The organism is Oceanithermus desulfurans, assembly GCF_014201675.1.
Lineage (GTDB): Bacteria > Deinococcota > Deinococci > Deinococcales > Marinithermaceae > Oceanithermus > Oceanithermus desulfurans.
Genome location: NZ_JACHEZ010000002.1, coordinates 1 through 12,197, shown reverse-complemented (window position 1 = coordinate 12,197; position 12,197 = coordinate 1). Strand labels below are relative to the sequence as shown.

The window sequence follows — 12,197 nt, the reverse complement described above, 5'->3', positions numbered from 1 at the left end:
CCGCGCGGTAGGCTGGACGCATGAACTACCGCATCGCGGCGCGGCGCGTCTACTGGCGCTGGTTCGGCGAGGTGGACCTCGCCGGCGGCCCCACGCTGCGGATGAGCGGCGACGCGGCGCGCTGGCTGCGCGAGGGCGAGGAGGTGCAGCTGCGGATCCGGGGCGGGGCCGCGGGCAACCTGCTCGACGCGAACGACTACGTGCTCGAGCGGGCGGGGCGGGTGCACTGGCCCCCCTTCGCGCGCGAGGTCGAGCACGCGCGTTCCGGCGTCTACGCCCGCACCCTCTACGGCTACGCCCTGCGCGTGCGCGAGGCGCGGTCCGAGCCCGACTACGAGGCCATCGCCGAGCTGGAGCAGTACCACCACGCCTCGGACCACGAGACCGTGGCGGTGTGGCGCTGCCCCGACGGCCGCCGGGTGCGGGCGGCCGCCAAGCCCCGCTGCCGGCAGGGCGAGGGGCGGCTGCTCGACATCCGCGGCTCCACCCCGGCGAGCCGTTTCCTGGTCATGGAGCTCGTCGAGCGCCTGCCCTTCGAGCCCGCCATCGTGGCCTACCTGCGGCTCGACCCGCCGCTGCCCGCCATGCACCGGCGCACCGCCGGGGGGATCGAGCGGCGGATCCGCGAGGAGGTCTTTCCCGAAGACTGGTTCCACCCCACCTTCGACGTCAAGGACCTGCTGCCCGAGGGGCGGTCCTGGGAAGAGGCGGCGCAGCGGGCGATCGACCGGGTGCGGGTGGCGGCCGCGCGCGTCGCGCGCGTCGTGGTGCATCCGGACTACCGCTCGGACGGCCTGGGGGCGCGGATCGTGCGGCTGGCGCTCGAGTGGGCGGTGGAGCGCGGCGTTCCCGACGGACGGCGCGACAAGGAGCTGGCCTGCACGGTGGCGCAGATGGCCCGCTACCACCCCTTCTTCGAAAACGCCGGCTTCCGCTACCTGTGGGACACCGCCTCGGGCCGCCCGGTGCTGGCCTACCCCCTCACCGACGCGGCGGCGCGGCGGATGCGGCGCTTCTTGCAGTCCGACCCCTACGCCGTCGAGCACCGTGGGCGGCTCTACCGGCCGAGCTACGGGCGGGTGCGCGGGCTCGCGGGCCCGGTGGTCTTCCACGGGGTGGACAAGGCCTACGCCAGCGACCTGGACCTGGAGGAGCTGGCGCCGGAGGTGCGGGGGATGCTCGAGGCCTTCGGGGTGCGCCGCCGCCGCATCGAGCGCCGGGTGCTGCGCGGGGTCAAGCTGCGCATCGAACCGGGAACGGTGCAGCTGCTCTGGGGCGCCAGCGGGGCGGGGAAGACGACGTTGCTGCGCCTCCTCTGGGACGAGATGCCCGACGCCGGCTGGGTGGACGTGCCCGAGGGGCGGGTCGAGGCCTACCTGCCCGGCGTCGCCGAGCCCGTTGCGGGGGACGAGGTGCTGCTCGAGCGGGTGGCGCGCCGGCTGCAGGACGTGCCGGCCGCGGCGGAGCTGCTGGGGCGGATGGGCCTGGCCGACGCGGTGCTCTGGCGCGCGCTACCGGACCAGCTCTCCACCGGGCAGCGTGAACGCTTCCTGCTGGCGCTGCTCCTCGCCGGACGGCCCGACCTGCTGCTGATCGACGAGTTCGCGGCCCACCTCGACGGGCCGAACGCGCGCCGCCTCGCCCGGGCGCTGGCCCGCCTCGCGCGCGAGGCGGGGATCACCCTGGTGGTGAGCAGCCACCGGGAGGAGGTTCGCACCGCGCTCGAGCCCGACCGCATCGTCTACGTCGGCTACGGCTCGGTCTGGTCCGAGCCGGGCCAGGGAACCTCGGCGAGGTCAACCCAAAGCATCCGCCCCCGGCGCGGCGGCACGGGGAGCGGCACGGAGTAGCGCCGGGGGTTTTCCAGCACCCAGGCCCACAGCGGCGCGCCCCGGGCGTAGGCCTCCAGGAAGGCTCCGGCGCGGTGGCGTTCTTCGTGGGCGCGCAGCTCTTCGGCGCTGAAGGGCCCCTCCACCCCGGCCACGTCCACCTGCCCGATGAGGCGGCCGCCGCTGACGATGCCGATGGGGCCGCGGACGCGGGTGGGGTGCTTGCGGATCTCCCAGGTCTTCACGCCGTCCACGATCCAGCCGGCGTAGGGCTCGCGCACGATCAGACCGCGCTTGGGGCGCCGCATGCGGCCAGTATAATCGGCCCCATGGCGCCCGCTAAGCTGCGCTGCCCGCGCGAGTCCAAGACCAAGAAACGCGCGCGCGCCCTGCGCATCCTCCAGAAGCTGGAGGCCGCCTACCCCCAGGCGCGCACCGAGCTGCGCCACGCCAACCCCTTTCAGCTGCTCGTGGCCACCGTGCTCAGCGCCCAAGCCACCGACCGCTCGGTCAACGAGGCCACCCCCGCCCTCTTCGAGCGCTTCCCCACCCCCGAGGCGCTGGCGGCGGCCACCCCCGAGGAGGTGGAGCCCTACATCCGCCGCATCGGCCTGTACCGCACCAAGGCGCGCAACCTGGTGGCGCTGGCGCGCCGGCTGGTCGCCGAGCACGGCGGCGAGGTGCCGCGCGACAAGCAGGCGCTGATGGCGCTGCCGGGGGTGGGCTGGAAGACGGCCACCGTGGTGCTGGGGGCGGCCTTCGGGGTGCCGGGCATCGCCGTGGACACCCACCTGGCGCGGCTGGCGCACCGGCTCTGCCTTTCGCGGGCGGGTACCCCGGAGAAGATCGGGGCCGAGCTGGAGGAACTCTTTCCCCGGGAAAAGTGGGTCTTCGTGCACCACGCCCTCATCCTCCACGGCCGTTACGTCTGCACCGCGCGCAAGCCGAAATGCGACGCCTGCGTGCTGGCGGACGACTGCTCGAACCGTCAAAACGCCTGAGCGCGTCAGGGTGTTATGATGGAGGACGTGAATATTGCGGGTGCCCTTGCCGACTTGTACACCCTTCAGGAGCGCGACCAAGAGCTTGATAAAATCAAGGAACAGCAGGAGTTGCTGCCGCCCGAGCTGATCGAGGCCCGCGAGAAGTGGGCCGAGCTGTCGGCACGGCTGGGCCAGCTCAAGGAGCGCTACCTGACCCTGCAGCGCGAGTACAAGCAGAACGACCTGGAGATCAAAGACCTCACCGCCAAGCGCAAGCAGGCCGAGGACGAGCAGATGCAGTCCTCGAGCGTGCGCGAGCAGACCCAGTTCGAAAACCGCATCCAGCAACTCTCGACCCGCATCGACGAGCTCACCGAGCTGACCATGCCCATCCTCGAGGAGATGGAGAACCTGGCCGAGCAGATCCAGGCGCTCGAGGCCGAGATGGCCGAGATGAAGCCCGAGCTCGACGCGCTCGAGGCCAAGAACGCCGAGCGCGTGGCCCAGCTCGAGGCCGAGTACCAGGAAAAGTTCGCCAAGCGCGAGGAGATGGCGGCCAGCATTCCCAAGAACCTGCTGCGCGAGTACCAGGCCATCCGCCGCGCCCGCAAGGGCGTGGGGGTGGCGCTCGTCTACGCCAAGGGGGGCGTCTACCGCTGCAGCGCCTGCAGCGTGCAGCTGCCCACCCACGTGGCCCAGCGCGTCTACCAGGGGCAGCAGGTGGTGCGCTGCCCCAGCTGCGGCCGGCTGCTGTGGAAGGGTCCCCAGGAAGGGTAGCCCCGAAACGAACGCCCCAACCGCCTCGGAACTCCGAGGCGGTGGTTCTTGTGGGCACCGCGGGGCCGCGCGCCCGGGAGCGCCTCGCGGCTCGCGTTTCCTTGCTCAGCGCTCGAGCGGCTCCACGAAGTCGATCGCGTCCAGCTGGCCGGTTTCGATGGCGTACCCCGCGGGCAGGGCGAAGCTCTCGGTCCGGGTGACCGTACCGGCGGGGTCGACGGTGTGCACGACCACGCCGCCGGCGCGCAGGCAGGCCACCTGCATTCGCCCGGGTGCGGGGCTGCAGCGGTAGGGGGCTTCGCCCGGCAGCGCGACGAAGGTGCTGCTCGTGGTGTCGGCGTTGACGACGAAGCCGGTGGCCTCGGTGAAGTCGGGGTAGAGGGCGCGCTCCACGAAGAGCATCGAGCCGCCGAAGTCGAGGCCGCCGAAGTCGGCGGGGCCTTCGAACTGCATGAAGGCGGGGTCGCGTCCGATGGTGCCCTGGTATCCGCCCTGCGGCGAGGGCACCGCCGCGACCAGGGCCGTCCAGCTGGCGTCGGGGTTCATGTTCCCGCAACCCAGCAGGTACCCGCCGGCCCAGACGCTGCGGCCGGGGCGCCAGCCGCACTGGGTCGCGTAGCCGCTCACGTCCGCGGTCCAGACGACCTCACCGGTCTGCAGGTCGATCATCTGCAGCTGCCGGGTGCCGAGGGTGTCTTCGAAGTAGCGCAGCGCCGCCGGCAGGCTGCCGCCGTCCTGGAAGCTCAGGTTGACGTAGCTGAGCTGGTAGCTGCCGGGCAGGCTGGCCACGGTCACCGCCTGGGCGTCGGCGGGGCCGAGGCGGTAGAGCGTCTCGGAGCCGCTCGAGCCGGGGTCTTGCAGCATCACGGCCACCAGCTCCCCCGCAGCGGTGCGTACGGCTGCGAAGGAGACGGCCTGCGCCGCGGGATCGGCCCAGGCGTCGTCGTTAAACGAGGTCAGGGCGCGCACCGTTCCCTGGTCGAGGTCCCAGAGGTAAAGGTTCAGCGGGCCGCCCGACGACCGCCCCAGGAAGACGACCTCGCGCCCCGGCGCGCCGTCGGGCGTCGGGGTCGCGGCGACGCCTTCCTGGACCACCACGTTGCGGTAGGTGGCCGCGTAGCCGCCGGGGGCGCTGGTACGGATGTCGTAGCGGCCCACGGGCAGGTTGATCCGGTAGTTGCCGCTTCCCGGCGAGGTTTCGGTCAGGGCGTAGCTCGTCGAACCGAGGCTGCCGAGCTCGGTCACGTCCGCGCTCAGCCCACCCGGTGGTCCTTCGAGCACCACCTCCCCGCGCAGGGGTTTGGCGTGCAGCCGGAACGGTTTCCCGCCCCCCACCAGCGTCGCCTCGTCGTCCTTGGCCGCGCCTAGGTCGAGGTTGGCGGCCAGGGCGCCGCTTTCGAAGGTCTGCCCGGGGGCCACCCGGACCTCCGCGGGGCCCGCCTGCCAGCTGCAGCTCCAGGACCGGGTGTCGATGGCGCTGCGGTCGTTCGGGGTGAGGGGGTCGCCGGAGACCGTGAACCACAGCCGCCACCTAACGGGGAAGGGCTCGGTATTCGGCAGCTTGTAGCGGAAGACGGCCCCCGAGAAGGCGTAGCGCTTGTGGCCGTGGTCCGCGAAGGCTTCGGTGGTGGTGTTCGCGATCAGCTGCACCACGCCGGTCGCGGCGTTGGGGTCGGGCCGGCAGGCCGCCGCGGGCCGGGCGGTCGCCGGGCCCTTGACGTAGGTCTGGTCCTTGAACCAGTGCCAGTACTCGTCGGCCAGCTTCCCCTGCAGCGCGGCGTTCGTTCCCGCGACCGTCATGGGCTCGTGCATGTAGGCGTCCATGGCCGCGTCGAAGGCCAGCCCGCGTTCCCGCAGCACGTGGTACCAGAAGTCCTGGCTGCGGTAGTGGGCGCCGCGGCCGAAGTAAGGGAGCGGAATCCAGTCGCTGCGGGCCGAGTAGTCCGGCGTCAGCTGCGGTTGGAAGGCGGCGTCCTGAATCGAGTTTTCCGAGAGCGCCGCGGTGCTTTCCGCCCACCAGCCGGCGCTGCCGCCGTAGCGCTGCTGCACCGCGTGGAACAGTTCGTGGACCAGGGTGCGCCGCATCGCCGGTGTCACGGCGCCGTTGGCGGGGGCGCAGACCACCATGATCCGGGTATCCGTTTGGTAGAAGCCCAGCGTGCCGGGGTCGCACTCGCCGGTACCGGCCGGCATCAGGTAGAAGCCGTAGCTGGCGTTGCTGTAGTCCATGCGAATGGGGGTGCCGCGGCCCTGGACGATCGGCTTCGCGCCCACCACCTGAAGCAGCGGCGGACGCAGCTTGGTGTTGCGGTAGAGGCCGAGGACGGCGTCCATCGCGGACTCGAAGGCGGCGACCGCGGCGCTGGAGAAGGCGCCCTTGGGGGTGACGATCGCCCTGCCCCGGGGCAGCCAGGCGCTCCCCAGGCCGCCGCTCGAGCGCACCTCGCCGGCCGCGGCCGCAGGGCGGTCGGCGGCGTCGTCGCGCACCGGAAGGAAGACCAGCCCCTCTTGCGGGAGCGAGGGGAGCTGGACCAGGAAGGCGCCCAGCTCCGTCGCCGGCGTTCCCGGGATACGGAACCACATGGGGTCGGGTACGTGGGGGGTGCCGCCGGGGTCGTAGACCGCGAGGGCCAGCCTGTCGGGGTCCACGCCTTCGGGGAGGGGAACGACCAGCACGAAGGGTTCGCTCGCGGGGAGGTAGCGGTCGGCGGCGATGCGGTAGGCGTCGCCCGCGGGTTGCACCCCCGCGGGCAGGGGGAGGGCGGGCCGCGGTGCGGGCTCGAGGACGACCGCGACCGACGCCTCGACCGCCCCCGCCACCAGCGAGACCGCCAGCCCGTCGGGGCCTTCGAGCCAGCCGCCGGCCGGTCCCAGGCGGCCGATGACGTTGGCGGGGGGACGGGTGCCGCCGCAGCCGGCGACGGCCAGCAGCAGGAGCAGCAGCCCGAGGCGGCGCCACGGGAGGGGCTGCGGTAGGTGAAGCGCGCGCATTCTCGACCTCCTCAATCGTTCGAGCACCTCTCCGCGACCTCGAAGACGTCGGCCTCGAGCAGACGGCCCACGAGGCAGCGCACCCCGGGGCCCCCGGTGTAGTTGCGCAAATAGAACGACCGCCCGTCCTCGCTCCGCCCGACCGTGCGGGCGGCGACGCCCCCTGTGGAATACACGCGCAACCACACCCTCAGGACCTCGCCGGGGCGGGGGTGGCCCACGGGCCGGGGCCCGCGGGCCGCGCCGGGCGGGCGGGCGTTGTGAAAACGAAGCCTCCAGCCGTCGGGGCCGCGCTCGAGCTCCCCCCAGACCTCCAGGAAGGCGCCCGGCTGCGGCCAGTAGTCGAACACCTGCCCTTCGACGGGGAGCGCGAACCGGGCGCCCGCGATGACGCCGCGAACGAGCCCCTGGTAGCTGCCGAAGGCCAGGAAGCGGCCGGACACCATGACGTAGCCGGCCTCCGCCCGGCCCTGCACCGCGTCGGCCACGCTCACGGAGCGGTAGGTCGTGGCCAGCGCGGGCAGCAGCCCCAGGGCGAGCGCGCACAGAATCCGGCGAAGCATACCGCCTCCTAGTAGGGGAGCGGGCCCGCGAACCGCACCACCGCGACCCGCATCCGCGAGGGGTCGCTGACGGTCAGGGCGACGCTGGCGTCGGCGCCGGTGCCGCGGCCGACGTAGAAGGCCATCGAGCGCAGGGTGCGGTTGCTCACCGCGGCCAGCGGCTGGTAGTAGAGCGTCTGCCAGCTGCCGTCGCGCAGCGCTAAGTTCTGGTACTCGTAGCCGGCGAGCTGGGCGGTGTCGTCGAAGAGCAACGTCAGCGCCCAGTCGACGAGGGCGTCGGCGAAGCTCTGTCCGGTGGCCGCCTCGAAGTTGGCGATGCCGACGAGGTCGCTCTGGACCCAGGGCTTCCACAGCGAGGCGCCGGCCTTTTCGTGAGCGCGCCACATCAAGAGGAAGTTGAAGCCGTAGATGGCGCGGCCCTCGGCGCCCGGCGGACGGGTCGCGTGGACGATGCGGAACGCCTCGGGGTCGGCCAGCGCGTCGCTGGCGCGCGACTGGATCCGCCCCTGGGCGGTTCCGAAACCGCTCAGTTCCTTGGCGACCTCCGCCGAGGGCTCCTCGATCCAGATCTCCTCCAGCGGGAAGCCGTTGGCCACCCGGTAGCCCATGGCGACGAGGTGCTTCAGCTCGTGCGCCATCGTCCCCGGCAGGGCGACGTTCAGGAAGGCGTCGCGCGTCCAGGAGTAGAGGTTGATCGGCGGACCGGGCGTCGTGGCGTAAAAGATGTCGCCTTCGTTGCTGCGCGGCGCCGAGCCGCTGTCGACGTAGAGGTCGGCCGAATAGACGTAACCGAAGAGGCCGGCGTTGCCGACCTTGGGGCTGAGGACGATGAAGATCTTGCCGTTGCCGTCGAAGTCGGCGGCGTTGCCGAAGGTGGTGCCGATGGTGGGCCAGACGGTGGTTTCGAAGGTGTTCGCGAGCGCGGCGAGCTCGTTGGCGCTGAGCACGTCGTCCCCCGTCAACCCGTCTTCGACGAACCAAACGGCGCTGGCGCTCACGTACTGCACGGTGGCGTTGATCAGCGTCTGGGTGGGGGGTGAGGTGCCGATGTCGGTGAAGACCCAGAAGTCGCACTGCGTCGTCCCCGTTTGGTAGGGGCCGGGGCAGTTGTCGCTGAACCCCTGCGCCCCCACCTGCCGGTTCAGGGGCTCGAGGCCGCTGTCGCGGGCCCGGGCGGCGAAGTCGCGGCTCGCCTGCAGCGCCGGGGCGTCCGTGGGCACGTAGGGGCCGACCGGGCCGGCCTCCGCCGCCGGGCCCAGGGAGGCGGTCGCGACGTTTTGGGCGGCGATCGCGTACGTGATGCCGTCGGGGTCGGTGCCGCTGCTGTCCTGGCCGGCGTAGACGGGGATCAGGGCCACGTAGTCGGCGGGTTGCAGGCCGGGGAGCTGGACGGTGAGGGTGTTGCCGTTGAAGTCGCCGGGACCGTAGACCGTGAGCGCGCCGCTGGCCTGGGTGCTGAACGAGGCGGTCACGAACTTGTCGTCGTCCAGGCTCAGTACGCAGCTCCCGCCGCCGCTGCAGTCGCCGCTCCAGCCCAGGAAGGTGGATCCGGCGGCGGGCGTCGCGGTCAGGCTGACCTGGGTACCCGCCGGGTAACTCTGCGTCGTTCCCGTCGTGAACTCGGCGGCCGGCGGGGTGATCCGCACCTTGCCGCCGCCGCTTCCCGAGAAGGCGAGCTCGAGCGTGAACTGAGGGGGCGCCGCGCTCTGGCAGGCCGCGAGGACCAGGACGAGCCCCAAGAGGAGCAATAGACCCAAGGTGTAGGAACGCTTATAAGCTTGCATTTGCCCACGACCTTAGCCACAATGCCCTTAACAACGTCTTAACGGGGGTCCCGCAGCGATGCGCCTACGCCTGCTTGGCAGCCTTGAACTCGAAGGGGTCCGCTTCACCCGCCCCAAACCCCTGCTGTTGCTCGCCTACCTGGCCCTGGAGGGCTCGCGCGAGCGGCGCTTCCTCGCCGAGCTGTTCTGGCCCGAGGCCAAGCGACCGCTGGGCAGCCTCTCGGTGGCGCTGACCCAGCTGAACAAGGCGCATCCGGGTGCGGTGCGCGCGCACGGTCGCCGGTTGTACACGCCGCTAGCCACGGACGTGGACGAGCTGATCGACGCGGTGGCCCGCGGCGCGTGGGAACGGGCGGTGCGCCTGTACGGGGGCGCCTTCGCCGAGGGGCTGGACCTGTGCATGGGGCACGAGCTCGAGGAGTGGGTCTACCAGATGCGCGAGCGGGTGGCCGTCTGGGTCGCACGCGCCCACCTGGAGCTAGGCCACCAGGCGCTCCACCGGGGAGCGTTCGACCGCGCCCGCGAGCACGCCGAGGCCGCCTACGGTCTGGAGCGCGCCTGGGGGCTCAGCGACCCGGCCACCACGGTCGAGCTCCTGCGCAAGAGCGGCAGTCCGCTGCTCGACGACTTCGTGCGCGACCACGGGCGCACCGAGCCCGTACCCTGCCGGGTTCCCCGGCCGGTGGCCCGCCACCTGGGCCGGCGCGAAGAGCTCGAGACGATCGAGCGGCTGCTGGTGCGCGAGGGGCAGCGCTGGGTCACCCTCGTCGGTTTAGCGGGCGTGGGCAAGACCCGCACGGCCATCGAGGCGGCGCAGCGCTTCTGCCGCAGGCGCTACTTCGCCGACGGGGTGGTCTGGCTGGGGCTCGACGCCGACGCCGACGCCGACCTGCCCGCGCGGATCGCCGAGGCCCTCCAGCTGGCCCCCGGCCCCCGCCGGCCGGGCTGGGACGACCTCGCGGCCCGCATCGACCAAAGATCGGTCTGCATCGTACTGGACGGTATCGAGCGCTTCCACCCGCAGGCCGGCGAGCTGGCGCGCCTCGTCGTTCGCTGTCCGAACCTGCACCTGCTCGCTACCAGCCGGGTGCGCCTGGGCGCGGCCGAGGAGCGCTGCCTCTACCTCGACGGATTGAGCATCGACCCCGAGGTCCCCGGGGAGCCGTCGCCGGCGGTCGCCCTCTTCCTCGAGCGCGCCCGCAGGGTGCAGGCCGCTTTGGGGGAGGGCGTGGCCGCCGTCGAGGAGCTCTGCCGGGTCTGGCAGGGGCACCCCCTGGCCATCGAGCTGGCCGCGTCCTGGGCCGACCTCTTCCCGGCCGAGGAACTGGTCCGGCGCTTTTCGCCCCCGCACCTGCCGCGCCCACGCAACGGCGAAGGCGACCTCGAAGCCCTCCTTGAGGAAGCCTACGAACAGCTGCCCCCCGCCGCCCGGCGGGTCTTTCCGGGGCTGGGGGTCTTCGAAGGGGGCTTCGACGTCGAGGCCGCCGCGGCGGTGCTGGGTGCCGACGCCGACACCCTGGCGGTTCTCAGCGACCGCGCCCTGGTCTGGGCCCGCAACGGACGGCTGGGGCTGCATCCGCTGCTGCGGCAGCTGGCCCTGCGCAGGCTCGCGCAGCGGCCCGGGGAGGAGGCCGAGGTGCGCTCGGCGCACGCGCGCCACTACCTCGAGCGGTTGTCGCGCCACGTTCAGGAGCTCAACCGCGGGGACGAGCCCGCGTTGGCGCTGATGCGCGGGGACCACGCCAACCTGCGTGCCGCCTGGGAGCGGGCGGCGGCCTGGGGCTGGCACGACCGCCTGGCCCCCCTCGCCGAGCCGTTGCTCCGCTTCTTCGACCGTCAGGGGCGGTTCGAGGAGGGGCGTCGCTGGTTCGAGGCCGTGCTCGCGCGGGCGAAGGACGGCGGGTTGCGCGCCCCGTTCGCCCTGGCCGCCGCCTGGTTGTGGATCCGCCTGGGCGAACTCGAGACTGCGGAGCGGCTGATGGAGGGCGTCGCCGCGGGGCCGGATCCGGCCCTCGACGCCCGCATCGAGCAGAACCGGGGGATGCTGGCCTACCGCCGCGGCGACTTCACGTCCGCCGCCGAACACTGGCGCCGGGCGGCGGCGTGCGCCCTGGAAAGCGCGGATCCCTGGGCGCGCACGGCGGCGCTGCAGAACCTGGCCATCGCGGTTTTCTCCACCGGCGACCACGAGGCCGCGCGCCGGTTCTTCTTAGAGGCGCTGGCCACCCAGGAAGCGCACGGTCACGAGGCCGACATGGCCAAGACGTACAACAATCTGGGCAACCTCCTGCGCGTGATGGGGCGGAGCGACGAGGCGGAGCGCATGCTGAACCAGGGGCTGCGCCTGGCGCGGCGCCTGGGCCTGGGGCAGATCGAGCCCTTCCTGCTCTACAACCTGGGGCAGCTGGCGCTGGCCTCCGGGAGGTACGAGGCGGCGCTGGGGCGGTTCGCGGCGGCGCTGGAGGGCGGGCGGCGTTCCCGCGAGCGGGTGCTCGAGGCGAGCTGCCACCTCAACCTCGGCCTCGCCTCGGCGCAGCTGCGGCGCTGGGTGGAGGCCGAGCGCCATCTGCGGCAGGGTCTGGCGGCGGCGTGGCGGGTGGGGGAGGCGGCCGAGGTGGCCCGTGGTCTGGTTGTCTGGGCGCGGCTGGAGCTGGCGCAGGAGAACCCGCGCCGCGCCTGCCGCCTGCTACGCACGGCGCTGGAGCTGCCCGAGCTGCGCGCGCACAACCGCCGCGAAGCCGAGGAGCTGATGGAGACCCTCGACCCGGGGGTCTGTCCGGAGGCGCCCTACCGCTCGCCGGCCGAGGCGCTGGAAGACCTCGGCGTCGTCACCCCGGCGTAAGCGCTGGGGCCTGCCCCGGGCATGATCCGGGGCAGGCCCGGAGTCCTGACCTGTGCCACGAAATCCGTCCTTCCGGACGGGGGGCCGCTGAGCCTCCGGGTTCCGGAATCTTACAACGCGCGGACGGTGACGAACGCGCTACGTTGGTTCACTCGCAACGCGCAGCCACCGCAAAGGCCCCAACCTCACCGGCTACGCCGGTTCGTCGGGAAAGGCGCAGGGAGGGTAAGGAAGCAAAAACAAGACAAGACCCCGGGTCGCGCGGCCCGCGGCCGCTTGCCCGGGGTGACGAGCGTATGGTTGAAGCAACGACACCAAGATCCCCGATCCCGGCGCTCCGCGCCTCGTCGGGGATGACGGAGACCGGTGGTGCGTAGTGCGTGGTGCGTAGTGCGTGGTGCGTGGTGCGTAGTGCGTGGTGCGTGGTA

Annotated in this window: 8 protein-coding genes; 4 read left to right on the top strand and 4 right to left on the bottom strand. The window is 72.5% G+C overall.

Annotated elements, in window-relative coordinates:
• Nucleotides 1–20: 20 nt before the first annotated feature.
• Entirely contained in the window at nucleotides 21–1,850 is a 1,830-nt protein-coding gene (locus tag HNQ05_RS02380; RefSeq protein ID WP_246104083.1) for a GNAT family N-acetyltransferase, read from the top strand.
• Here HNQ05_RS02380 and HNQ05_RS02375 read toward each other — a convergent pair.
• Entirely contained in the window at nucleotides 1,751–2,137 is a 387-nt protein-coding gene (locus HNQ05_RS02375; RefSeq protein ID WP_147145844.1) for an ASCH domain-containing protein, read from the bottom strand. The genes HNQ05_RS02380 and HNQ05_RS02375 overlap by 100 nt on opposite strands.
• Before the next feature lie 21 nt (nucleotides 2,138–2,158).
• On the opposite strand from HNQ05_RS02375, the gene nth reads away from it, so the two are divergent.
• Both nth and HNQ05_RS02365 read left to right on the top strand, forming a co-directional pair.
• Nucleotides 2,159–2,830 (top strand): endonuclease III, encoded by a 672-nt coding sequence (gene nth, locus HNQ05_RS02370; protein ID WP_147145847.1) that lies wholly within the window; start codon nucleotides 2,159–2,161, stop codon nucleotides 2,828–2,830.
• A gap of 18 nt (nucleotides 2,831–2,848) precedes the next feature.
• Nucleotides 2,849–3,589, top strand: a complete 741-nt coding sequence (locus HNQ05_RS02365; RefSeq protein WP_246104084.1) for a zinc ribbon domain-containing protein — start codon at nucleotides 2,849–2,851, stop codon at nucleotides 3,587–3,589.
• Between the two features lie 105 nt (nucleotides 3,590–3,694).
• Here the strand turns inward: HNQ05_RS02365 and HNQ05_RS02360 are convergent, their stop codons facing one another.
• From HNQ05_RS02360 to HNQ05_RS02350, 3 genes are read right to left on the bottom strand one after another with little or no spacing between them, the layout of a single operon-like run.
• Complete coding sequence (locus tag HNQ05_RS02360; protein ID WP_147145853.1) at nucleotides 3,695–6,580, bottom strand: carboxypeptidase-like regulatory domain-containing protein; 2,886 nt, start codon at nucleotides 6,578–6,580, stop codon at nucleotides 3,695–3,697.
• Between the two features lie 11 nt (nucleotides 6,581–6,591).
• Complete coding sequence (locus HNQ05_RS02355) at nucleotides 6,592–7,143, bottom strand: hypothetical protein (RefSeq protein WP_147145854.1); 552 nt, start codon at nucleotides 7,141–7,143, stop codon at nucleotides 6,592–6,594.
• A gap of 8 nt (nucleotides 7,144–7,151) precedes the next feature.
• Nucleotides 7,152–8,900 (bottom strand): InlB B-repeat-containing protein, encoded by a 1,749-nt coding sequence (locus tag HNQ05_RS02350; RefSeq protein WP_147145857.1) that lies wholly within the window; start codon nucleotides 8,898–8,900, stop codon nucleotides 7,152–7,154.
• Nucleotides 8,901–8,985: 85 nt separating this feature from the next.
• Between HNQ05_RS02350 and HNQ05_RS02345 the strand changes: the two genes are divergently transcribed.
• Nucleotides 8,986–11,769: an ATP-binding protein gene (locus HNQ05_RS02345; RefSeq protein WP_147145859.1), complete on the top strand. Its 2,784-nt coding sequence runs from the start codon at nucleotides 8,986–8,988 to the stop codon at nucleotides 11,767–11,769.
• Nucleotides 11,770–12,197: the final 428 nt, after the last annotated feature.

Bases quoted from the DNA above. Each gene is read 5' to 3' on its own strand.
- HNQ05_RS02380 (WP_246104083.1), top strand. From the start codon at position 21: ATGAACTACCGCATCGCGGCGCGGCGCGTCTACTGGCGCTGGTTCGGC.
- HNQ05_RS02375 (WP_147145844.1), bottom strand. From the start codon at position 2,137: ATGCGGCGCCCCAAGCGCGGTCTGATCGTGCGCGAGCCCTACGCCGGC.
- nth (WP_147145847.1), top strand. From the start codon at position 2,159: ATGGCGCCCGCTAAGCTGCGCTGCCCGCGCGAGTCCAAGACCAAGAAA.
- HNQ05_RS02365 (WP_246104084.1), top strand. From the start codon at position 2,849: ATGGAGGACGTGAATATTGCGGGTGCCCTTGCCGACTTGTACACCCTT.
- HNQ05_RS02360 (WP_147145853.1), bottom strand. From the start codon at position 6,580: ATGCGCGCGCTTCACCTACCGCAGCCCCTCCCGTGGCGCCGCCTCGGG.
- HNQ05_RS02355 (WP_147145854.1), bottom strand. From the start codon at position 7,143: ATGCTTCGCCGGATTCTGTGCGCGCTCGCCCTGGGGCTGCTGCCCGCG.
- HNQ05_RS02345 (WP_147145859.1), top strand. From the start codon at position 8,986: ATGCGCCTACGCCTGCTTGGCAGCCTTGAACTCGAAGGGGTCCGCTTC.